The organism is Neisseria sp. P0024.S006 (genome assembly GCF_051956595.1).
In the GTDB taxonomy this organism is placed as follows: Bacteria; Pseudomonadota; Gammaproteobacteria; order Burkholderiales; family Neisseriaceae; genus Neisseria.
Map to the genome: position 1 here is coordinate 172,080 of NZ_JBQCXH010000004.1, position 21,855 is coordinate 193,934.

The window sequence follows — 21,855 nt, forward strand, 5'->3', positions numbered from 1 at the left end:
ACCGCACACACAATAATAGGAAAATTATGATCAGCATCTTTGATATTTTCAAAATCGGCATCGGCCCGTCCAGCTCGCACACCGTCGGCCCGATGAAGGCCGCGGCCGCCTTTGCCGATTTGCTGCATGCCGAAAACTTGGACACACAAGTGGCGCGCATTGTCATTGAAGTGTACGGCTCGCTTGCCTTGACCGGTATCGGACACGGTACATTCGACGCATTATTGCTCGGTTTGGAAGGCAGTCTGCCGCACGATATTCCGCTGGTAGATATCCCTCAACGCTTGGAACGCATCCGCACGCAACACGTTTTAAAACTCAACGGCCGCGAAATGGCCTTCAATCCCGAAAAAGATTTGGATATCCGCGGCGACAAAGTGTTGCCCAAACATCCGAACGGCTTGAACTTTATCGCCTACCATTCAGACGGCCGGAAGCTGAAAGAGCAGATTTATTATTCGGTCGGCGGCGGTTTTGTCGTAACAGACGAAGGGTTTGCACAAGAGGCGCAGGAAGATGCCGATGTGCCGTATCCATACAAAAACTGCGACGAGTTGCTGGCACAATGCCGTCTGAACCAGTTGAATATTTCCGAAGTCGTGTTGGCCAATGAAGCAGCGTTGGCAGGTTGCGACGAAGCGGAAGTGCGCCGCCGGGTGGCCGCCGTAGCCGATGTGATGGAAAACTGCATCAAGCGCGGCTTGGGTGCGGAAGGGCAATTGCCGGGCGGCTTGAACGTCCGCCGCCGCGCGCCGCAGTTGGCGGCCAAACTCAAAGTCCTGCGCGAGAGCGAAATCGTCAATACCCAACTTTGGCCGATGGTGTACGCCATGGCGGTCAACGAAGAAAATGCCGCCGGCGGCCGCGTCGTAACCGCACCGACCAACGGCGCGGCAGGCATTATTCCTGCCGTCTTGCACTATTTCCGCAAATTTAATCCGCACGCCAACCAATCGCGTGTCGAAGACTTCCTGCTGACTGCCGGCGCCATCGGCATTTTGTACAAAACCAACGCATCGATTTCCGGCGCGGACGTCGGCTGCCAAGGCGAAGTCGGCGTAGCGTGTTCCATGGCGGCTGGGGCATACGCCGAAGTTATCGGCGGAACACCGAAACAAGTTGAAAACGCCGCCGAAATGGCCATGGAACACCACTTGGGTCTGACCTGCGACCCTGTCGGCGGCTTGGTACAAATCCCCTGCATCGAACGCAACGGCATCGCCGCCGAAAAAGCCCTCAAGCTCGCCACCCTCGCGCTTTTGGAAGACGGCACAGACAAAAAAGTTTCACTTGATGAAGTGATTCAAACCATGCTGCAAACCGGCCGCGATATGAAGGCAACCTACAAAGAAACCTCACTCGCCGGCCTGGCCGTTACCTTGCAGAAAAAAGCCGTCCCCGTATCCGTGCGCGTGGTGGAATGTTAGAAATAGAATAGGGCAATTGCCCGATAAAAAAGGCCGTCTGAAAAACTTTCAGACGGCCTTTTTTGTATGGATTGAAGAACTAACTGTTTTTTTGATAAGGGTTTTCCAGCCCGGCCATTAAGTCGCGGAAGTATTCGCGCAACTGTTTTTCGGAGCAACCCATCAGCAGGGCGTCTTCAAAAGCGTCCTGCGCCATTTGGTACAGTTCGTTCAAGTTTTCGGTCATGACTTTGACTTTTTCGGTACAGGAAACGATCTGACCGTCGTCGTCATACCATTTGGGCATTTGCGGCATTGCCATAGCTCACCTCAGTTTAAGAAACGGGAAGGATCGTTTTTCTTCACACGGCGGCCGAAGGCGTATTTCGCGCTCCAATATTTGTGGCCGAGGCTGGTAATTTCGATGCGTTTGCCCGTCCTCGGTGCGTGAATGAAATTGTTGTTGCCGATGTAGAGGCCGACGTGGGAAATACGGCCGCGACCCATGGTGCGGAAAAAGACCATGTCGCCCGGCTGCAATTCGGAACGGCTCACGGCAACGCCCATTTGCGCTTGTTCGGCAGAAGTGCGCGGCAGGTTCAGGCCCATGGCGCGTTTAAAGATGTGTTGCATAAAGCCGCTGCAGTCAAAGCCGGTAGAGGCTGATGTGCCGCCGTAGCGGTAGGCCACGCCGAGCAAGCCCATGGCGCTGCCGATTAACTCATCTGCATTGCCCGAAGGTGCGCGCGTATTGTTGCTTGCGGCAGGATAGGTATTGGTGGGATGGACAGGGGTTGCCTGACGCGTATTGCCGTAAACATTGGCATTGTCGTTGAATTGGTTTAAAACACGCTGACGGGTGGTAATCAGGTTTTCCAAATCATCGGCGTAAGAAAAATTGACGCTCGCGAGCATGGCGACCGAAGTCCAAACTGCTGCGAGCCGGAGTAAAAAATTCATTGTACAAACTTCCGTTTCAGAAGGCATTCCCTGCCGATTGCAGGCACATTGCCGGTTTCTGAGATGTTATCCCGTATCATTCTCTTGTTATCTGCTTGATTGTATTAAAAAACTGTCTTTTTGGCAAAAAAACTGCTGTTATTTTGCGTTAAACCCTTGTTTCCAAAAGAACTAGAAAAACATCAGGCGCGGTTTCGCTTGATTTATCCGCCGCTGCAACCATATAAGCGGCATTCATTGATTTATTTTCAGAGACTGACATGACACAAAATCACAGCGATATCCGCACACGCTTTATCTTTGACGATATGCCTATCCGCGGTATGCACATCCGCCTTGAAAAGGTTTGGCAACACATCGTCAACCAAAAACATTATCCTGTCGCCATCCGCCGCGCTTTGGGCGAGTTGCTGGCCGCCGGCTCTTTATTGTCTGCCAACCTTAAAAACGAAGGCACGCTGATTGTTCAGGTTCAAGGTCAGGGCCGTCTGAAAATGTTGGTGGTGGAAGCGACTTCTGAAAATACTGTCCGCGCTACCGCCCGTTGGGACGAAACTGCTGAAATCCGTGATGACGAAAGCCTGACTGCGCTGTTGGGCGAAAACAGCGTGTTCGTTTTGACCCATCAGCCTAAAGATGCCGACCCTTGGCAAGGTGTTGTCCCGCTGGAAGGCGACAGCATTGCGCAAATGCTGGTCAACTATATGAAACGTTCCGAGCAGCTCGATACCTATATTACGCTTGCCGCCGACGACCATGCCGCAGGCGCATTATTGCTGCAACGTCTGCCGGAAGAAGAATTGGATGATGCCGCGTGGGAACATGTGACCACGCTTGCGCAAACGCTTACTCCGCAAGAATTGACCGGTTTGGACGCTCATCACGCCCTTTACCGCCTTTACCATGAAACCCCGCCACGCGTTTTTGAACCGGAAGCCATCGAATTTGCCTGCACCTGCTCCCGCGGCAAAGTCAGCGATATGCTGTTGATGCTTGGCGGTCAGGAAGTCGGAGGCGTGGTGGCGGAACAAGGCAGCATTCAAATTGACTGCGATTTCTGCCATAGCAAATATGTGTTTGATGAAACCGATGTCAACGCTCTGTTTGGTGCGGACGTGGTGAATGCCGTCCGTCAAGAAAATGAGCGTTTGCAGTAAGCACGGGATAAAAGTTTCTTAAAGAAATTGGCTTAATAGAAGGGCAGGTGTAAAACCTGTCCTTTCTTTTTGGGAAAACTGAATATCATCAATAGAAAATGCCGTCTGAAAAAAGCGTGGGCTGATTTCAGACGGCATGATTGTTTTAAACGATGCGTTTAATGTTTAAAGATTATTTCCAAACCAACAAAGCATGGTTGCGTTTGCCGCGGCGGACGATGGTGTATTTGCCGAAACGTTTGTGTTCGTCGGTCAGCATATAGGCATCGTCAGGTTTTTCAGCGGCATGGTTCGGATTGTTGGCTTCAGCAGGTTTGCCGTTGAGCAAAACCGCTTTGCTGTTGACAAAGCCGCGCGCTTCTTTGTTGGAAGACGCCAAACCGGTTTTCACCAAAGTCTCAACCACGTTGAGGCTCTCGGAAACTTCAAAAGTCGGCAGGCCGTCGAGTGCCAGCTGCTCGAAGTCGCTTTCGGTAAGATGGCTTTGGTCTTCGGCAAACAGGCTTTCTGAAATGCGTTGGGCGGCGGCAAGGGCCTCTTCGCCGTGAATCAGGCGGGTCATTTCCTCTGCAAGAATGCGTTGCGCTTCTGGCTTGGTGCCGCTGGCTTTGTCTTTCGCTTCGATGGCATCGATTTCTTCGATAGACAGGAAGGTAAAGTATTTCAGGAATTTATACACATCGGCGTCGGCCACTTTCAGCCAGAATTGGTAGAACTGATACGGCGAGGTTTTCTTCGCGTTCAGCCATACCGCGCCACCTTCGGTTTTGCCGAATTTGGTGCCGTCTGATTTGGTTACTAGAGGCAGGGTCAGGCCGAATACTTGTTTTTGGTGCAGACGGCGGGTCAGGTCGATACCGGCAGTGATGTTGCCCCATTGGTCGGAGCCGCCGATTTCCAAAACCGCGCCATGACGTTTGTTCAACTCGGCAAAGTCGTAGCCTTGCAGCAGGGAGTAGGCGAACTCGGTAAAGGAAATGCCCACGTCGTCGCGTTCGATACGTTGTTTGACGGATTCCTTGTTCAGCATGGCGTTGACGGAGAAATGCTTGCCGATGTCGCGCAGGAAGTCGAGGCAGTTCATGCTGCCGAACCAGTCGGCGTTGTTTGCCATAATGGCGGCGTTATCGCCTTCAAAGCTTAAGAAAGGGGTCAGTTGGTTGCGGATGCTTTCTACCCAGCCGGCAACGGTTTCGGCGGAATTCAAGCTGCGTTCTGTCGCTTTAAAGCTTGGGTCGCCGATCATACCGGTCGCGCCGCCCACCAAAGCAATCGGCGTATGGCCGGCTTGTTGGAAACGGCGCAATGCCAATACAGGCAGCAAGTGGCCGATGTGCAGGCTGTCGGCTGTCGGGTCAAAACCGCAATAGAGGGAAGTTTTTTGTTCGTTTAGCAAAGCGTCTAAGGCTTCGATGTCGGTAGTTTGCGCGATTAAGCCACGCGATTGTAGGTCTTTGATGACGCTCATTGATGTCTTCCAAAAAAATTAGCAGTTTTACAAACTGCTAATTGTAGCAAATTTCATCGGATGAATGGCTATGGCTTACTGAAGAAGCGTGTGTTTTTCAGAAAAACGCTTGGCCAGTTCTCTGCCGCCGTAAGGGTTGATGTGGTCTCTATCGGAATAAACCGGCAATCCGTTGATTTTAAAATTCTGCGGAATATAGGCGGTGGCATCGATAATGTGCACATTGGCATATTTTTCCGCCAATTCTTTGATGCGTTCGTTTCCTTTAAAAGTGTTTTGTTCATCAATAACAAGATTTTGATTAAATCCCGGTATGCGGTAAGACAGGATATAGGCGCGCAAGCCGTTGTAGGACAGATTAGGGTTGTCCAGCATCAGGTAAACGGCTTGTTTTTCCGAAGAAAGTTTTTGCAACATGAGGTCGAATTTTTTGAAAAAATCGGCATCGTAAGCAAGGGAGTGACTGTTTTCAGGCATTTGGCTGCCCCAGCGCATGGCCAAAAGCACTTTTGAGTATTGGGGCAGATGCTCTTTGGCATACTCATAAACGGCACGGCAGGAGGCGTTTTGCTTGAATACGGGGGCGGCATAACCTTCTACATAGGCACAACTGTCCGCCGTGACCATCGTTGCCGACCATTTTTCTTTTTTGCCGACGGTATCAAAAAACGTTTTATATTGGTCGGCATGCGAATCGCCCAAAATCAGTAATTCCGGCTGTTTGTCGGTATCGCCCCAAATACATTGTTTGTCGGTATTGTTGTGGCAAGAAGTGTAGGAACGCGCCAATCCCATATGGTCGTATTGCTCCATAAATGGAAGCTTCATGGCAAGAAAAGGCGTCATGGCCAAAACAAGCATGGGGACGGCATAAACCCATGCCACAGATTGGGCAAAAGAGCCTTTCCACTTTTTAAACGGCTTCTCGACAAAATAATAAGAAAGCAGAGAGAGTGCAAACATTAAGACAATCGCGGCCGCAGTCGAATACGAAGGCAGATTGTTTGAACCGATGTATCTCATAAAAGCCAATACAGGCCAATGCCACAGATACAGCGAATAGGAAATCAAGCCTATGCCGACTGTAATCTTCCATTGGAAAAATTTTTTCAGCTGGTGTTCAAATTGATTGAAATAAATGAATGCGGCGGCGGCCAAACAAGGAATGATGGCGGCAGGCCCTGGGAAATAGGCGGTTTTTTCCGTATAGGCAAACAGGCAGGTAAACAGTACGCATACGGAAAGTAATGCGCCTGCCGCCGCATATGGTTTGCCGGTATCCAGCCCTTGTTGTTGCCGGTATTGCATCCACACGGCCGTCAACGAGCCGATCAGCATTTCGCAGGCGCGCAGATGGGGCAGGTAATATTTATCCAGCGAAGTCGGCATAAAAGAAGCCAAAATGCTGAATACGCATAGCGTGATGAGGAAGGCAAACTGGGTGCGCCAGCTTTTGCGGACCACCAGTAACAGCAATATCGGAAAGACGAAATAATATTGTTCTTCGACCGATAAAGACCAAATGTGAAGTAAAGGTTTTTCTTCTTGTATGGGATCGAAATAGCCCTGACCCTTTGCAAAAAAGATATTGGAGATGAACCCCAAGGTGGACAGTGCCGTCCTCCATAAAAGGGAAAAATCATCTTTGGTGAATAAAAGAAAGCCGCATATCAGCGTTACCGTCAATACGGTAAAAAATGCGGGCAGTATCCGCTTGATACGGCGGATGTAAAACTTTTTGAACGAGAAAATCCCGCTGCTCATTTCACGATGGATAATCATCGTGATCAGAAAGCCGGAAATGACAAAAAAGATATCAACACCAAGAAAGCCGCCAGGCAGCCAGTTTTTTTCAATATGGAAAGCGATAACGGATAGAACAGCAACGGCACGCAATGTATCAATATCTGGGCGGTAAGATAAAACTTTGCTCATAATATTTTGATTTTAATTAGTTTATATTAATGGCGTCGTCTGAAAAGTGATTCCTGCCGAGAATGGCAGTATTTCGGAGGTCGGCCATCGTTTGTCGGAACAGGGCAGTTTGTTTGCCTTCTTAGAATGATTGCTGATGATATGCGTTTGAATAGTAATGGATTAGAGTAGGAATAAAGTTGATAGTTTCAACATAATATTTAATATGTTGTTTTTATAATGAATCAATACGATATGGTATAGTTTGATTTTTCATTGTCATATCAATGATATTGTTATTGATGATGTAACCTTGCGCTATTTTTAGGTAAGGTGTTGGCAAGAAATGGGAGATTTTAAGAAAGAAAAATTACGGGCTATGCCCGTATTTATTATGGAGATAATGTCTTGTTTTGTTGATATTTCAAGACGTGAGGCCGTCTGAAAATAAATTCAGACGGCCTTAATCTTAGAAAAGGCCGTCTGAAAAAGCGTTTTACCGGATTTATACGTTAAACAGGAAGTGCATCACATCGCCGTCTTGTACGACGTATTCTTTGCCTTCCACACGCATTTTGCCTGCTTCTTTGGCTTTGGCTTCGCCGCCTAAAGCAATGAAGTCTTCGTAGGCGATAACTTGGGCGCGGATGAAGCCGCGTTCAAAGTCGGTGTGAATCACGCCGGCGGCTTGCGGCGCAGTGTCGCCTTTGTGGATAGTCCAGGCGCGGACTTCTTTGACGCCGGCGGTAAAGTAGGTTTGCAGGCCCAAGAGGTCGTAGCCGGCACGAATCAGGCGGTTCAAGCCCGGTTCTTCCAAGCCCATTTCGGCGAGGAATTCGGCTTTTTCATCGTCTTCCAATTCGGCGATTTCGCTCTCCATCGCGGCGCAAACGGCGACGACAGGCGCGTTTTCTTTTTCAGCCAATTCTTTCAGGCGGTCGAGGTGCGGATTGTTTTCAAAACCGTCTTCGGCAACGTTGCCGACGTACATGGCAGGTTTGGCGGTCAGCAGGAATAGCGGCTTGAGCATGGCGAGTTCTTCCGCGTCCAAACCGAAGGAACGGACGGGTTTGCCTTCGTCCAGATGCGGCAGCAGTTTTTTGCACAGTTCGACCAGTTTTTGCGCGTCTTTGTCGCCTGAGCGGGCGCGTTTTTCTTCGCGGACGATGGCTTTTTCGACGCTGGCCAAGTCGGCCAGTGCCAACTCGGTGCCGATGGTTTCGATGTCGGCAATCGGATCGACTTTGCCTGCGACATGGACGATGTTGTCGTCGTCAAAGCAACGTACGACGTTAACAATCGCGTCAGTCTCGCGGATGTTGGCGAGGAACTGGTTGCCCAAGCCTTCGCCTTTGCTCGCGCCTGCAACCAAACCGGCGATATCGACGAATTCGACGATGGCAGGCTGCATTTTTTGCGGATTGACGATTTTTGCCAATTCGGCCATACGCGGATCAGGGACTTCAACGATGCCGACGTTGGGTTCGATGGTACAGAAAGGATAGTTTGCCGCTTCGATACCCGATTGGGTCAGCGCGTTAAAGAGGGTGGATTTGCCGACGTTGGGCAAACCGACGATGCCGCATTTCAAGCTCATGGTTTTTCCTGAAAAGATAAAAGTTTAACGGCAGATTATAGCATATTGTGGAGGCACTCAAAACAGCCGCAATGCTGGTGTGTTTTTATGATAAAAGGCCGTCTGAAAAAGAGGGGCAGGCATTCAGCCTATTGTTCTTCCGAAGAATGAGTAAATGAATAAAGCCATTAAATAAAACAATTTTACGGACAGGAGGCTTAAGATTAAACCCAAAAGAATGCCCAGTACCCAATAAATCATCTGACGGTATTTCGGGTCGGATGCGGTACGCAACATTTTGAAATACAAAACCAGACAGCCGAACATGCAGATTGTTTGAAACAGAATGAGGGGGAGGCTGTTAATGGCTTCGGAAATCGACCCATAAAGGATGATTGTCCCTATGCGTATGCATAAATAAATTAAAGCCGAGCCTGCCGCCGAACTCCCAAAAGTGACAGGCGTGTCGGATGAATCGGCTGTTTTGTGGGGCTGAAGCCTGCCGAATAACAAGATAAATACAATGTCAAACATAATGATAGCTGCCTTTGCGTAAGATGTTTTTATTTTTCAGACGGCCTCTGGGTGGTCTGAAAGCTTATTGTGCTGCGATATGGGGCAGTGCCGCATTAAGGTATGTCAGTAAGTTGACTATCATCGTGCTGAAGCGGTTGCCATGCTTAAGTGAACACTTTGATTTTGCGCGGATTATCTTCTGTTTCCCAAAATAGTCTGAAATACAGGATAAGCTTAATGAATAGGGTAAGAGTGGCAAGCAGGTTGAGAAACATTATGAGGCTTATGGATAAAGCCTTTGCTATGGTTCGCAGTTGGTTGAAAGGCCGTCTGAAAACTGTTTCAGACGGCCTTTTTTCCGTGCTGCCTTAACCGGTATTACGCAAACCTTGCGCCACGCCGTTGATGGTCAGGTGAACCATCAGCAGGGCGTGCGGATTGTCGGGCTCTTTGCGCAGGCGTTTGAGCATGGCGACTTGCAGGCCGTTGAGGGCGTTCAGGTATGGAATCCTCAAGGCAAGCGAACGGGCGAGGCTGCGGTTGTCGCGCAGAAGCTCTTCGGTTTGCAGCAGGTCGAGCAGTGCTTTGCGGCTGCGTTGGTATTCTTCCTTGATCATGCCGAAGATGACTTTTGCTTTATCAGGCGATTCGCTCAAGCCGGCATAGTTTTCCGCCAAAGTGATGTCGGTTTTCGCCATCACTTGTTCCATATTGGAGAGCATGGCTTGGAAGAACGGGTTGTTTTGGGCGTGTTCGCGCAGGGCGGCGAGGGTTTCGGGTTTGCCTTCGCACAAGGTTTCCACTGCACTGCCGAAACCGTACCAAGCCGGCAGCATGAGGCGGTTTTGCATCCAGGAGAATACCCACGGAATCGCGCGCAAGTCCTGAATCCGCGCCAGGGTTTTGCGGCTGGCGGGACGGCTGCCGAGGTTGAGGGTGGCAATTTCCTGAATCGGACTGGTTTGCAGGAAGTAGTCGATGAAATCAGGGTGGGTAATCAGTTCTCGGTAGTATTTGAACGATACGTCCGACAAATCCTGCATCAGTTTGGCATCAGGGTCTTTTTTGTCCGGCAGGATGCTGGCTTCCAAAGTCGCGGCGACCAAGGTTTCCAAGTTGCGTTGTGCATTACCCGGGTCGGCGTATTTGGCGGTAATGACTTCGCCTTGCTCGGTAATGCGGATTTGTCCGGCAACACTGCCTGCAGGTTGCGCCAAAATGGCTTGGTAAGACGGGCCACCGCCGCGGCCTACGCTGCCGCCGCGGCCGTGGAACAGGCGCATGCGGACATTGTATTTTTTGAAGAGTTCGACCAAGCCCAATTCGGCCTGATACAGACACCATGAGCTGGTAACGTAGCCGCCGTCTTTGTTGGAGTCGGAGTAGCCGAGCATGATTTCTTGGATGTTGCCGCGGCTTTCGAGCAGGGCGTCATACCAGTCGAGGCGGAACATGGTTTCCATGACCGGACAGGCGTTTTCGAGCGCTTCGATGGTTTCAAACAGAGGCACGATGTTGATGCGGCTGCGCGGTTTGCCGTTTTCCACTGTCAACAGGCCGCTTTCTTTCAGCAGCAATGCCAAGGCGAGCAGGTCGCTGGGTTGTTCGCAGTTGGAAATAATGCTTTGCGTCACGGCATCTTCGCCGAATTCGTCTTTGATTTTGCGCGCTTCGTTGAAAATCGCCAGTTCGTGGCGGGTATGGTCGCTGTATGTGATGAACGGGCTGTACAACGGGCGTTGATGGCTCAATTCGCGCAACAGGGCGGCTTGTTTTTGCTCTTCGTTCAGGCTGTTGTAGTCTTCCAAGCCTGCGTGTTGGAAAAGCTCGGCAACTACATCGGCGTGTTTGCCTGCGTGTTGGCGCAGGTCGAGCGGCATCATGTGGAAGCCGAACACGGACACGCTGCGGATAATGTCGGCCAGACGGCCTTCTGCCAGCAGTTGGCTGCCGTTTTCGTGGAGTGAGCGTTGCAGTTTTTTCAGGTCGTTGAGGAACTCTTCGACCGTGGCATAAGGCTTGAGGAAGCCGAATTTGCAGCCCATGCCCAAACCGAGTGAGCGCGCTTTGCCCATGGCGCGGGCCATGATGTAGGCGATGGCGCGGCGGTAGGGTTCTTCGGTGCGGGCGATTTCTTCATCGGGAGACTGGGCGGAAAGTGCCATTACATCGTCGTTGACTTTGACGCGGCGGATGGAGAGCGGCAGCTCGCGGTAAAGTTTGTCGAGTTCGCTGCGGTAAAAACGGAATACGGCATCGGCATGACGGCGGAAGGCAAAGCGCAGGGTTTCGGCAGAGACAAACGGATTGCCGTCGCGGTCGCCGCCGATCCAGCCGCCGATTTTGAGAATATTCGGAACGCGGACACCGGGATAGGCCGTCTGAAAATCGCGTTCCATTGTGCGGTAGAGTTTAGGCAGAGCTTCAAAGAAGCTCATCGGGAAGATGGATACACCGTTGTTGATCTCGTCGTTGACGCTGAGTTTGTGGTGGCGCGTTTCGCTGGTCTGCCACAAGCCCAAAAGGACTGTGTCGATTTCGCGGCGCAACTGAGCCAGCGCATCAGGATTAGTGCAGCGTTCGCGTTGCGGCAGTAGCGCGCGGATGCGGCGGTTGAAGCTCAAGACGGTTTGGCGTTGTACCTCGGTCGGGTGCGCGGTCAAAACGGCGGTAACAACGGTATTGTCCAGTTGTTTCTGCACCGCTTTGCCGTTGACTTTTCCGGCTTTGAGCTTGCGCACGGTTTCCGTCAGGCTGCCTTCGGCGCTGTTGTGTCCTGCCTCTTCGTGGATTTGGCGGCGGCGTTCGTGGTGCACGTCTTCGGCGATGTTCAGAATTTGTGCGAACAGGCCGCAGGCCAGGGTTAAATCGTGGGTTTGCTGTTCGTCCAGTTGCGGCAACACCTTCTCAATCAAGGCGGCGCTGTCGTCTGAAGTCGATAACAACTTAACGGTTTCGACCACCAAAGGCGATGCTTCCTCATGCAGCAGATTGAACAGAGACTGTTTTAAAAATTCCGCATCCGCTGCCAAAGCGGCATCTTTGGGATTGTTTAAGATATGCAGTTGCATGATTTTTCTCTTATTTAAATGTTAATTTGGGTTTGTCCCGAATCCATTGTATAGCAAATTTTTGTAAACTGCCAATGCTGCCGTCCGATACATTTCAAACCGGAAAACAGCCGTCCGTATCCGCCGCGTGGCCGGTGTCTGTAAAATGCCGTAAAATATTGACTGTCAAAACAGAGGCGAGAACCCCATGATCGAATTCCCCAACCAGCCCGATTTTCCTGAGCAACACACCGCCGTCGCCGTCGGCACCATCAACATGAGCCAGCAGGCGGTACGGGTGTTGATAGAGAATGCAACCGAAAAGGCAAGCATCCTGACCATCGCACGCGTTGCCGCCATTCAAAACATCAAACAAAGCGGCAACCTGATTCCGCTGCACCTGCCCGGACGCATCATCGGCGTGCAGGTTGATTTCGATATTAACGTTGAGCTGGCCTGCCTGAAAGCCACATTGACCGTCCAAGCGCACAGCAACGGCAGCATTGCCACCGAAGCCCTGACTGGCCTCAATCTGGCACTTTTGAGCGTTTACGACATGATGAAAGACGTTGACCGCAATATGATGCTCAGCGGCATCCGCCTCGAATCCGAAACCAGCAGCGAAGGCCGTCCTTTCCTGTTTGACAACGCCTACGAAAATATCAATTTCTAAACCACTCAGGCTGTCTGAATATTCGGTTTCAGACGGCCTTATTGTTATGATGAACGATCAACAACTTTTGCGGTTCAGCCGCCATATCCTGCTGGATGAAATCGGTATCGAAGGCCAAGAAAAACTTTTGGCCGCCCATGCGCTCGTTGTCGGTTGCGGCGGGCTGGGTGCGGCGGCCTTGCCGTATCTTGCCGCCGCCGGTATCGGCCGCCTGACGATTGCCGATGCCGATACCATCGACGAGACCAACCTTCAACGCCAAATCACGTTTACCGAAGCCGACATCGGCAAAAACAAGGCTTTGGTCATGCAGGGCCGTCTGAAACAAATCAACAGCCAAACACACATTACAGCCATTGCCGAATTTCTCGATGAGGCCAGGCTTATCGAATTGGCAAACGCCGCCGACATCATCCTCGATTGTTCCGACAACTATCCCACGCGCCAGGCGGTCAACCGCGCCGCCGTTGCCGCGCGCACGCCTTTGGTTTCCGCCGCGGCCGTCCGCTTTGACGGACAAATCGCCGTGTACCGCCCCGACCTTCCCGATACGCCTTGTTATGCCTGCCTGTTTGACGGCGAACAAGCCGACGACGGCGCTTGTGCATTGTTCGGCGTTTTTTCGCCCTTGGTCGGCGTTATCGGAACGGCCCAAGCCGCCGAAGCGCTCAAAGTGCTGCTCGGTATCGGCACGCCGTCGCACGGCAAACTTTCCACCTACAACGCATTGAGCGGACAATGGCGGCAATACGGGGTGAGACGCAATCCCGAATGTCCGGTTTGCGGCGGCCGTTAAAGACAAAAGCAGGGCAAGGGTTTCACTACTCCGAAGTCAATCCGCCGGAGCAATCATGCTTATCTTTCATTAAACTTGAAAGAAGGCGTTTCTTCCCTTTTCAGACGGCCTGTGACACGATATGATTCAATGATTAATAAATTTTTTGAGGCCGTCTGAAAAAGATAGGGAGAAACCGGCTTAATGAATATTATTCGTGCCTTATTGGTGGTATTGGGTTGCCTGACTTTGGGCGAGGCGGCCGTTTGGATTTTGGGGTTGAAGCTGCCGGGCAGTATTGTCGGCATGGCTTTGCTGTTTGCCACGCTTCAGGCCGGCTGGGTCAAATTGTCTTGGGTGGGCGAACTGGCAGATATTTTGATGGCAAACCTGACTTTGTTTTTGGTGCCGCCTTGCGTGGCCGTCATCAGCTATTTGGATGTGATTGCAAACGACTGGTTTTCGATTTTAACGGCCACAATCGGCAGTACGATCTGCGTATTGTTGGTGACCGGCAAAGTGCATGAGTGGGTCAGGAGGCGGATGTGATGAATATAGACGGGCTGTTGCGCATGCCCTCGGTCATGCTGTTCCTGACTTTGGCCGTATATGCTTTGGCGGTGCAGATTCGGACGCGCACGGGGAATGTGCTGTGTAATCCGGTATTGATCAGTACGCTGGTGTTGATGGGTTATTTGAAGGTATTTGCCATCGATTATGAGCTGTATCATTCTGCTTCGCGCTTTATTGATTTTTGGTTGAAACCGGCAGTCGTTTTGCTGGCGGTGCCGCTTTATCGAAATTGGGACCGTATCCGCAGCCAGTGGTTGCCGGTGGTGTTGTCGCAGTTGGCGGGCAGCGTGACAGGCATTGTCACGGGCGTGTATTTTGCCAAATGGCTGGGTGCTTCGCGCGAAGTGATTTTGTCGCTGGCTTCCAAATCCGTTACCAACCCGATTGCGATTGAAATCACGGCGTCTATCGGCGGTATTCCGGCGATTACGGCGGCAACGGTGATTATTGCCGGACTTTTTGGCCAGATGGCCGGATATAAAGTGTTGAAAGGGGCATTGTATATGCCTTCTTCAGTGGGAATGTCTTTGGGTACGGCCTCACATGCGATGGGTATTGCGGCATCATTGGAATATGGCCGCCGTATGGCCGCATATGCCGGCTTGGGCTTGACGCTCAACGGCGTGTTGACGGCGATATTGGTGCCTATCTTGATTCCCTTATTGGGCGTATAGCGTTTGGGCCGTCTGAAAATAGTGTAAACAGGAGAAAATGATATGGCTGTAAATTTGACTGAAAAACGTGCAGACGAATTGTTGGAAATCGACGGCATCCGTCTGTTTACAGGTCGTGCCGGCATCAAGCAACAAGACCGCGACGATTTGACACTGATGGTGTTGGGTGGCGGACATACAGTAGGCGCGGTGTTTACGCAAAACCGTTTCTGCGCTGCGCCGGTGCATATCGCCAAGTCGCATTTGTTTGACCAAGACGGCGTGTGTGCCTTAGTCATCAATACGGGCAATGCCAATGCGGGTACCGGCGCACAAGGCCGTCTGGACGCGATTAAAGTGTGCGCGGCGGCGGCGGAACAGGTCGGCTGCCAATCCAATCAGATTATGCCGTTTTCGACCGGCGTGATTTTGGAGCCATTGCCTGTGGATAAAATCGTGGCCGCTTTGCCGCAAGTACGCCCTGCATTCTGGTCGGACGCGGCGCGTGCCATCATGACGACGGATACTGTACCGAAAGCCGCTTCACGCACAGGCTTGGTCGGCGAAAAACACACAGTCCGCGCCACCGGCATCGCCAAAGGCTCGGGCATGATTCATCCGAACATGGCGACCATGTTGTCGTTTATTGCCACCGATGCCAAAGTGTCCCAACCGATTTTGCAACTGATGACGCAAGAAATCGCAGATGAGAGTTTCAATACGATTACCGTGGACGGCGATACCAGCACCAACGACAGCTTTGTCATTATGGCGACAGGCCGTTGCGGTCAGAGCGAAATCGACAATACCGCCGATCCGCGCTATGCCCAGCTCAAAGCCTTGCTCGGTTCGCTGGCTCTGGAACTGGCGCAGGCGATTGTCCGTGATGGCGAGGGCGCAACCAAGTTCATCACGATTGAAGTGCAAAACGCGAAAACCCGCGAAGAGGCGCGCAAGGTGGCTTATGCCGTCGCCCATTCGCCTTTGGTGAAAACCGCGTTCTTTGCCTCCGACCCGAACTTGGGCCGTCTGTTGGCCGCCGTCGGCTATGCCGGTATTGAAGACTTGGATGTCGATGCTTTGAAAATGTGGCTGGATGACGTGTTGGTGGCCGAAAACGGCGGCCGCGCGGAAAGCTATACCGAAGAGGCCGGACAAGCCGTGATGAACCGTCCGGAAATCACGGTCCGCATCGATTTGCAACGCGGCGATACGGAGGCGGCTGTTTATACCTGCGATTTGTCGCACGAATATGTGTCGATTAACGCGGATTACCGTTCTTAAAAACTTTTATCCTTGTTTTCAGACGGCCTTTGAGAAAAGTATCAAGGCCGTCTGAACACATTGACTGCGTGTTTATGATGAAATTTCCCCAGACTTGGGCGGCGCGCCTCGCCCACAAAATCCGCCAAACCAAACGCCTGTCGAAAAAGAGCATTGCCTTTTTGTTTTTGCTGGCAGGCTCGGCACTGGTTGCCCTGACGGCTTTGATGTTTGCGTACTTGGCGGATTTGGCTTTGGAATGGAACGCTTTGCTGGTGGGGAAATATCCGTGGTTTGCGTGGGTGGCTTTGCCGCTGGGTTTGCCGCTTTTGGCGTGGTTTACGCGCAAATTTGCGCCGTACACTTCCGGCAGCGGTATTCCGCAGGTCATCGCTTCGTTGTCTTTGCCGTATGGCGCGCAGAAAACCCGTCTGATTCGTCTGGGCGAAACCTTTTTTAAGATTCCGCTGACGTTTTTGGGCATGATTTTGGGGGCGTCGATCGGCAGGGAAGGGCCGTCTGTACAAGTGGGCGCGGCGGTCATGAACGCTTGGGGCGCGTGGTGTAAAAAGCACGGGCTGGCGTTTAGGGGCATGCAGGAAAACGATTTGATTGCCGCAGGCGCGGCCGGCGGTTTGGCGGCGGCGTTTAACGCGCCTTTGGCCGGCGTGGTGTTTGCCATCGAAGAATTGGGGCGCGGCGTGATTTTGCGTTGGGAACGCCAAATCTTGATGGGCGTGTTGGCGGCCGGTTTCATTCAAGTGGCGATACAGGGCAACAACCCGTATTTTTCAGGGTTTCAAGGACACGAGCTGCCAAATATGCTGATGTGGGCCGCAGTGTCGGGCATCGTTTGCGGCGTGGCAGGCGGATTGTTCGGCAGCTTTTTGTATCGCGGCGCGGCGGCATTCGCACCGGTGCGCTGGCGCAGTTTCATCCGCCGTCATTTGTTGGTGGTCGCCTTTATAATGGGCATTTTGCTGGCGCTGCTCGGTACGTTTTATCAAGGCAAAACCTATGGCACGGGCTATCACGAAGCCGCCGCCGCACTCAAAGGCGCGTATGAAGCGCCGTTCGGCTTGGCTGCCGCAAAATGGGCGGCAACCGTGTTCAGCTATTGGGCAGGCATTCCCGGCGGCATCTTCACGCCGTCGTTAACCATCGGTGCGATGATAGGCGAACACATGGCTTCTTTCGCGCAACTGGGCGACGCGTCCAATGTCGCAGTTTTGCTCTGCATGGCCGCATTCCTTGCCGCCGCAACTCAATCGCCGTTGACCGCCGCCGTGGTGGTAATGGAAATGACGGGCGGACAGAATTTGCTGTTTTGGATGCTGCTGACGTGCATCTTCGCTTCGCAAGTCTCGCGCCAATTCTCGCCGCATCCGTTTTACCACGCCGCAGGTTTGCGCTTCAGACGGCATATCGAAGCCGAAAGCGGACATGTTCCGCATGAGAAGAAAGAATAGATAGGCATATAAAAGGCCGTCTGAAAACTAAATTTCAGACGGCCTTTTATATGTCGTTTAAATCTGTATTGCGGTTTATTTAAACAGTAAAATCAGCAACAAAACAACCGCAATCATACCCAGCCACAGGCTTTGGCGTTGCTGCACTTTGACCAAATGCACATAGGCATCGCGCATTTCCTGCTGGCGGTTTTCATCAACCAGCGCATTGATTTTGCGCGGCAGGGAAGGGATGATTTGCGCCCAGTCGGGGGCTTCGTTTTTGAGGTTGCGCCAAAGGGCTTTGGGGCCGACCTGTTCGTTCATCCAGCGCACCAAAAACGGTTTGGCAGTTTTCCATAAGTCCAAATCGGGATCAAGCTGGCGGCCCAAGCCTTCGATGTTGAGCAGCGTTTTTTGCAGCAATACAAGCTGCGGTTGGATTTCGACATTAAAGCGGCGGCTGACTTCAAACAGGCGCATCAGCACCAAGCCGAAGGAAATCTGCGAAATCGGTTTGTTGAACACAGGCTCGCACACGGCGCGGACAGCCGCTTCCAATTCTTCCGCGCGCGTGTCGGCAGGCACCCAGCCCGATTCGATGTGGGCGGTGGCGACGCGGTGGTAATCGCGGTTGAAAAAGGCAAGGAAGTTGATGGCGAGATAGCGTTTGTCGTAATCGGTCAGCGTGCCGACGATGCCGAAATCGAGGGCGATGTAGCGGTTGTCGGCGGCGACCAGAATGTTGCCGGGATGCATATCCGCATGGAAAAAGCCGTCGCGGAAAACTTGCGTGAAGAAGATTTCCACGCCGTAATCGGCAAGTTTGTGCAAATCGATGCCGTCGGCTTTGAGTCTGGCAATATCGGATACCGGCGTGCCGTCCATCCATTCGATGGTCAGTACGTCGCTAGTGCAGTAGTCGTAAAACACCTTCGGCACAATCAGCATATCGCTGTTTTGAAAGTTGCGGCCGAGCTGGCTGGCATTGGCGGCTTCGCGCATCAAGTCCAATTCGTCGTGCAGGTATTTGTCAAATTCGGCCACCACTTCGCGCGGCTTCAAACGCTTGCCGTCTGAAAACAAACGCTCCACCCAGCCTGCGCCAAAGCGCATCAGCAACAAATCCTGTTCGATAACGGGCAAAAGGTTGGGGCGCAAGACTTTCACTGCGACCTGTTCGCCCGAATGCAGGCGGGCTTTGTGTACTTGGGCGATGGATGCGCTGGCGACAGGTTCGGTTTCAAATTCCGCGTATAAAGTGTCGATGGATTGGCCCAAAGATTTTTCGATTTGCGAGCGTGAAAGCTGCGCGTCAAACGGCGGCACTTTGTCTTGCAGCCTGGCCAGTTCGACCGCGTAATCATGCGGAATCAAATCGGGGCGCGTGGACAATACCTGCCCAAATTTGATGAAAATCGGCCCCAGGCTTTCCAAAGCCAAACGCAGGCGCACGGCAGGCGTCTCGTGTTTGAACTTGGACGACTGCGGCAGCATATTGAGGAAAGTCCGCGCCCAACCCGGACGGACCAGCGAAGCAATCAGCTCGGCAAGGCGGTAGCGGTAGAGCGTGCAGAGGATGGTTTTGATGCGTTTGAGGCGGTTCATGATGGACGCAGATAAATCGAAAAAACAGAATTATATAGGAAAAACGGGTAAGGGCTTCAGACGGCCTGAGACTTTTGCAAAAATGTTTGCCGCATATCCGGCAATTTCGCAAAGGTTTGCGGTCGGCCGTTTTGATAAAAAGATGAATATTCACATCATAAATATTCGTCGGCCACTTGCCCAAACCGCCGATTCAAGACATAATCGGGAAATGTGCAGGAGAGAGCTACATCCAACTACATGTGGCCACCGAAGGCGCAGACACCCTTAAATCGCTCAGGTATCAGGGACTGCACATTGAAACAAACAATCTGGAGAGCGGCGTTTGAATAACGTCCACCGAAGGGGAGAAGGCCGTCTGAACCACCATTCAGACAACCGCGCAAAGCAGTGAGCAGACTGGTTTGCCATCCAGCGGATACGGCCGAAAATCTCAGGTTCAAGGACAGATAGGGTCATCCGCGCACAGGTGCGCGGGCGGCATCTGAACAATAAATCCGGAGAAACTTGAGAATGACTGCCCTGAAAACCACCCCGTTTTATCAAGCCCATCAAGATGCAGGCGCGAAGCTGGTCGATTTTGCCGGCTGGGAGCTGCCCATCCATTATGGTTCGCAAATTGCCGAACACGAAGCCGTGCGCACCGACGCCGGTATGTTCGATGTATCACACATGCTTGTTACCGACGTAGCAGGCGCAAATGCCAAAGCCTTTTTCCGCAAACTGATTGCCAACGATGTCGCCAAACTCGCCTTCGTCGGCAAAGCCCTTTATTCAGCGCTGCTCAACGACAACGGCGGCGTGATCGACGACTTGATCGTTTACCGCACCAACGAAGCCGAAACCCAATACCGCATCGTCTCTAACGGCGCGACCCGCGAGAAAGACACGGCCCAATTCCACAAAGTCGGACAAGAATTCGGCGTTGCCTTCAATCCGCGCTACGACCTCGGCATGCTTGCCGTACAGGGTCCTAAAGCCATTGAAAAACTCCTGACCGTCAAACCCGAATGGGCGGATGTCGTCCACAACCTCAAACCATTCCAAGGTGCAGACTTGGGCAACGACTGGTTTGTCGCCCGCACCGGCTACACCGGCGAAGACGGCGTCGAAGTCATCCTGCCCGGCACCGAAGCCGTCGCATTCTTCAAAGCCCTGCAACAAGCCGGCGTGCAGCCCTGCGGCCTCGGCGCACGCGACACCCTGCGCATGGAAGCCGGCATGAACCTCTACGGCAACGATATGGACGACGACACCAGCCCGCTCGAAGCAGGTATGGGTTGGACGGTTGATTTGAAAGACGAAAACCGTGATTTCGTCGGTAAAGCCGCCTTGCTGGCATTGAAAGAAAAAGGCGTTGCCGTCAAACAGGTCGGTTTGCTGCTCGACAAAGGCGGCATCCTGCGCGCGCATATGGAAGTGTTGACCGACAAAGGCAAAGGCGAAACTACCAGCGGCGTATTCTCGCCCAGCCTGAAACAATCCATCGCCATCGCCCGCGTGCCGAAAGATTTTGACGGCGATACCGCCAAAGTCCTGATTCGCGGCAAGGAAGTCGATGTGCGCGTATTGAAGCTGCCGTTTGTGCGCAACGGTCAAAAACAGTTTGATTAATATCGATTCAGACGGCCTTTTTTGTGAAGGGCCGTCTGAAAGCAGGTTTTAATTGTCGTCCGATACGGACGTTTGTAGAAAGCATTGAACAAGGCATCTGTGGATATTGATTCACGCAGAGGCCGTCTGAAAATAACCCCTATCAATGGAGAATCAAACCATGAGCAACATCCCAGCCGAACTGAAATACGTTGCCAGCCACGAATGGCTGCGCCTTGAAGAAGACGGTACCATCACTGTCGGCATTACCCATCACGCGCAAGAGCTGTTGGGCGACATCGTGTTCGTCGAGCTGCCCGAAGTCGGTGCAAACCTGGCTGCCGAAGAGCAAGCCGGTGTGGTTGAGTCTGTGAAAGCCGCGTCCGACGTGTACGCGCCGATTGCAGGCGAAGTCGTTGCCGTCAACGAAGATTTGCCCAGCGCGCCGGAAACTGCCAACAGCGACCCTTACGGCGCAGGCTGGTTCTTCAAAATCAAACCTGCCAACCCTGCCGATTACGACGGTCTGCTGACTGCCGAACAATACGCAGGCGAAGTAGCTTAATTTTTGCAAACATCCAAACAGGTTTTGCGCCTGTTTGATGGTGCAGGTCTTAGGTCGTCTGAAAATACTTTCAGACGGCCTTTGTTTCAATTTTCCTCAATAAACATGAATTACTGCGAATTTGTCGCCACGCTACCCGACGATACGGACAACCCCAACCAACATTATCACGACACGCAATACGGTTTTCCGATTGAGGACGACAATGAATTGTTTGAGCGGCTGGTGTTGGAAATCAATCAGGCGGGTTTGAGCTGGACACTGATGCTGAAGAAGCAGCAGGCATTTCAGACGGCATTTAAAGGTTTCGATATCGATACGGTCGCCGCATTTGACGAAGCCGATATTGAGCGGCTGCTTGCCGATGCAGGCATCGTCCGCAACCGCCTGAAAATTAATGCAGCCATTTATAACGCGCGACAAATCAAACAAATACAGCAAGAATACGGCTCATTCAAAAACTGGCTGGATGCACACCATCCGCTCGACAAGGCTGAATGGGTGAAGCTGTTTAAAAAACATTTCAAATTTGTCGGCGGCGAAATCGTCGGCGAATTTCTGATGAGTACCGGCTACCTGCCCGGCGCGCATGTGGAAAGCTGTCCGGTTTATAGGGAAATATTGGCATGTCGTCCGAAGTGGGCGGAGGCCGTCTGA

At 52.2% G+C, this 21,855-nt stretch carries 19 protein-coding genes and 1 riboswitch; of the genes, 11 read left to right on the top strand and 8 right to left on the bottom strand.

The features are described 5' to 3' along the window. Positions 1-26: 26 nt before the first annotated feature. Positions 27-1,427 carry an L-serine ammonia-lyase gene (locus ACTHUF_RS08630; RefSeq protein ID WP_315092889.1) on the top strand — a complete coding sequence of 467 codons (1,401 nt, stop codon included), beginning with the start codon at positions 27-29 and terminating at the stop codon, positions 1,425-1,427. Positions 1,428-1,506: 79 nt separating this feature from the next. On the opposite strand, the gene ACTHUF_RS08635 is transcribed toward ACTHUF_RS08630, so the two are convergent. Further along, entirely contained in the window at positions 1,507-1,728 is a 222-nt protein-coding gene (locus tag ACTHUF_RS08635; protein WP_070460385.1) for a hypothetical protein, read from the bottom strand. An 8-nt stretch (positions 1,729-1,736) separates the two neighbouring features. After that, positions 1,737-2,366, bottom strand: coding sequence for a C40 family peptidase (locus ACTHUF_RS08640; RefSeq protein ID WP_036492914.1), 630 nt, complete (start codon positions 2,364-2,366; stop codon positions 1,737-1,739). A 260-nt stretch (positions 2,367-2,626) separates the two neighbouring features. Here ACTHUF_RS08640 and hslO point away from each other — a divergent pair, with 260 nt between their 5' ends. After that, on the top strand, positions 2,627-3,523 hold the full coding sequence (hslO, locus tag ACTHUF_RS08645) for an Hsp33 family molecular chaperone HslO (protein ID WP_049336392.1): 897 nt from the start codon (positions 2,627-2,629) through the stop codon (positions 3,521-3,523). Between the two features lie 172 nt (positions 3,524-3,695). Here hslO and tyrS read toward each other — a convergent pair whose 3' ends face one another. The 5 genes from tyrS to ppc form a co-directional block, all read right to left on the bottom strand. Further along, complete coding sequence (gene tyrS, locus ACTHUF_RS08650) at positions 3,696-4,991, bottom strand: tyrosine--tRNA ligase (RefSeq protein WP_440407490.1); 1,296 nt, start codon at positions 4,989-4,991, stop codon at positions 3,696-3,698. A gap of 75 nt (positions 4,992-5,066) precedes the next feature. Continuing rightward, positions 5,067-6,926, bottom strand: a complete 1,860-nt coding sequence (locus tag ACTHUF_RS08655; RefSeq protein ID WP_315092897.1) for an acyltransferase family protein — start codon at positions 6,924-6,926, stop codon at positions 5,067-5,069. 484 nt (positions 6,927-7,410) lie between these two features. Beyond that, positions 7,411-8,502 carry a redox-regulated ATPase YchF gene (gene ychF / locus ACTHUF_RS08660; protein WP_293212108.1) on the bottom strand — a complete coding sequence of 364 codons (1,092 nt, stop codon included), beginning with the start codon at positions 8,500-8,502 and terminating at the stop codon, positions 7,411-7,413. Between the two features lie 123 nt (positions 8,503-8,625). Next, entirely contained in the window at positions 8,626-9,015 is a 390-nt protein-coding gene (locus tag ACTHUF_RS08665) for a hypothetical protein (protein WP_107769154.1), read from the bottom strand. Positions 9,016-9,365: 350 nt separating this feature from the next. After that, complete coding sequence (gene ppc / locus ACTHUF_RS08670) at positions 9,366-12,068, bottom strand: phosphoenolpyruvate carboxylase (protein ID WP_315092900.1); 2,703 nt, start codon at positions 12,066-12,068, stop codon at positions 9,366-9,368. Between the two features lie 187 nt (positions 12,069-12,255). On the opposite strand from ppc, the gene ACTHUF_RS08675 reads away from it, so the two are divergent. The 6 genes from ACTHUF_RS08675 to ACTHUF_RS08700 all read left to right on the top strand — a co-directional run bounded on the left by ACTHUF_RS08675 (position 12,256) and on the right by ACTHUF_RS08700 (position 17,453). Continuing rightward, the gene (locus ACTHUF_RS08675) at positions 12,256-12,720 is read left to right on the top strand and encodes a cyclic pyranopterin monophosphate synthase MoaC (RefSeq protein WP_070646624.1); all 465 of its coding nucleotides are present in this window, start codon (positions 12,256-12,258) and stop codon (positions 12,718-12,720) included. Positions 12,721-12,769: 49 nt separating this feature from the next. Next, the gene (locus tag ACTHUF_RS08680) at positions 12,770-13,516 is read left to right on the top strand and encodes a HesA/MoeB/ThiF family protein (protein WP_315093106.1); all 747 of its coding nucleotides are present in this window, start codon (positions 12,770-12,772) and stop codon (positions 13,514-13,516) included. A gap of 183 nt (positions 13,517-13,699) precedes the next feature. Further along, positions 13,700-14,044, top strand: coding sequence for a CidA/LrgA family protein (locus tag ACTHUF_RS08685; RefSeq protein WP_315092902.1), 345 nt, complete (start codon positions 13,700-13,702; stop codon positions 14,042-14,044). Beyond that, positions 14,044-14,742: an LrgB family protein gene (locus ACTHUF_RS08690; protein ID WP_372340840.1), complete on the top strand. Its 699-nt coding sequence runs from the start codon at positions 14,044-14,046 to the stop codon at positions 14,740-14,742. The genes ACTHUF_RS08685 and ACTHUF_RS08690 overlap by 1 nt, the downstream gene beginning before the upstream one ends. Before the next feature lie 42 nt (positions 14,743-14,784). Continuing rightward, on the top strand, positions 14,785-16,005 hold the full coding sequence (gene argJ, locus ACTHUF_RS08695) for a bifunctional glutamate N-acetyltransferase/amino-acid acetyltransferase ArgJ (RefSeq protein WP_315092904.1): 1,221 nt from the start codon (positions 14,785-14,787) through the stop codon (positions 16,003-16,005). A gap of 77 nt (positions 16,006-16,082) precedes the next feature. Next, a complete protein-coding gene (locus tag ACTHUF_RS08700; RefSeq protein WP_315093109.1) occupies positions 16,083-17,453 on the top strand; it encodes a chloride channel protein in 1,371 nt (456 codons plus the stop codon). Positions 17,454-17,528: 75 nt separating this feature from the next. Here ACTHUF_RS08700 and ubiB read toward each other — a convergent pair whose 3' ends face one another. Beyond that, complete coding sequence (gene ubiB, locus ACTHUF_RS08705) at positions 17,529-19,040, bottom strand: ubiquinone biosynthesis regulatory protein kinase UbiB (protein ID WP_440407491.1); 1,512 nt, start codon at positions 19,038-19,040, stop codon at positions 17,529-17,531. A gap of 206 nt (positions 19,041-19,246) precedes the next feature. Continuing rightward, positions 19,247-19,343, top strand: a riboswitch (glycine riboswitch). Between the two features lie 210 nt (positions 19,344-19,553). Here ubiB and gcvT point away from each other — a divergent pair. From gcvT to ACTHUF_RS08720, 3 genes are all read left to right on the top strand, one after another. Further along, positions 19,554-20,654 (top strand): glycine cleavage system aminomethyltransferase GcvT, encoded by a 1,101-nt coding sequence (gene gcvT, locus ACTHUF_RS08710; RefSeq protein ID WP_311476804.1) that lies wholly within the window; start codon positions 19,554-19,556, stop codon positions 20,652-20,654. A gap of 145 nt (positions 20,655-20,799) precedes the next feature. Next, positions 20,800-21,198, top strand: a complete 399-nt coding sequence (gene gcvH, locus ACTHUF_RS08715; protein WP_036494010.1) for a glycine cleavage system protein GcvH — start codon at positions 20,800-20,802, stop codon at positions 21,196-21,198. 105 nt (positions 21,199-21,303) lie between these two features. Beyond that, the gene (locus tag ACTHUF_RS08720) at positions 21,304-21,855 is read left to right on the top strand and encodes a DNA-3-methyladenine glycosylase I (protein WP_049348118.1); all 552 of its coding nucleotides are present in this window, start codon (positions 21,304-21,306) and stop codon (positions 21,853-21,855) included.

Excerpts from the sequence above, each read along its gene's own strand:
- ACTHUF_RS08630 (WP_315092889.1), top strand. The coding sequence starts at position 27 with ATGATCAGCATCTTTGATATTTTCAAAATCGGCATCGGCCCGTCCAGC.
- ACTHUF_RS08635 (WP_070460385.1), bottom strand. The coding sequence starts at position 1,728 with ATGGCAATGCCGCAAATGCCCAAATGGTATGACGACGACGGTCAGATC.
- ACTHUF_RS08640 (WP_036492914.1), bottom strand. The coding sequence starts at position 2,366 with ATGAATTTTTTACTCCGGCTCGCAGCAGTTTGGACTTCGGTCGCCATG.
- hslO (WP_049336392.1), top strand. The coding sequence starts at position 2,627 with ATGACACAAAATCACAGCGATATCCGCACACGCTTTATCTTTGACGAT.
- tyrS (WP_440407490.1), bottom strand. The coding sequence starts at position 4,991 with ATGAGCGTCATCAAAGACCTACAATCGCGTGGCTTAATCGCGCAAACT.
- ACTHUF_RS08655 (WP_315092897.1), bottom strand. The coding sequence starts at position 6,926 with ATGAGCAAAGTTTTATCTTACCGCCCAGATATTGATACATTGCGTGCC.
- ychF (WP_293212108.1), bottom strand. The coding sequence starts at position 8,502 with ATGAGCTTGAAATGCGGCATCGTCGGTTTGCCCAACGTCGGCAAATCC.
- ACTHUF_RS08665 (WP_107769154.1), bottom strand. The coding sequence starts at position 9,015 with ATGTTTGACATTGTATTTATCTTGTTATTCGGCAGGCTTCAGCCCCAC.
- ppc (WP_315092900.1), bottom strand. The coding sequence starts at position 12,068 with ATGCAACTGCATATCTTAAACAATCCCAAAGATGCCGCTTTGGCAGCG.
- ACTHUF_RS08675 (WP_070646624.1), top strand. The coding sequence starts at position 12,256 with ATGATCGAATTCCCCAACCAGCCCGATTTTCCTGAGCAACACACCGCC.
- ACTHUF_RS08680 (WP_315093106.1), top strand. The coding sequence starts at position 12,770 with ATGAACGATCAACAACTTTTGCGGTTCAGCCGCCATATCCTGCTGGAT.
- ACTHUF_RS08685 (WP_315092902.1), top strand. The coding sequence starts at position 13,700 with ATGAATATTATTCGTGCCTTATTGGTGGTATTGGGTTGCCTGACTTTG.
- ACTHUF_RS08690 (WP_372340840.1), top strand. The coding sequence starts at position 14,044 with ATGAATATAGACGGGCTGTTGCGCATGCCCTCGGTCATGCTGTTCCTG.
- argJ (WP_315092904.1), top strand. The coding sequence starts at position 14,785 with ATGGCTGTAAATTTGACTGAAAAACGTGCAGACGAATTGTTGGAAATC.
- ACTHUF_RS08700 (WP_315093109.1), top strand. The coding sequence starts at position 16,083 with ATGAAATTTCCCCAGACTTGGGCGGCGCGCCTCGCCCACAAAATCCGC.
- ubiB (WP_440407491.1), bottom strand. The coding sequence starts at position 19,040 with ATGAACCGCCTCAAACGCATCAAAACCATCCTCTGCACGCTCTACCGC.
- gcvT (WP_311476804.1), top strand. The coding sequence starts at position 19,554 with ATGACTGCCCTGAAAACCACCCCGTTTTATCAAGCCCATCAAGATGCA.
- gcvH (WP_036494010.1), top strand. The coding sequence starts at position 20,800 with ATGGAGAATCAAACCATGAGCAACATCCCAGCCGAACTGAAATACGTT.
- ACTHUF_RS08720 (WP_049348118.1), top strand. The coding sequence starts at position 21,304 with ATGAATTACTGCGAATTTGTCGCCACGCTACCCGACGATACGGACAAC.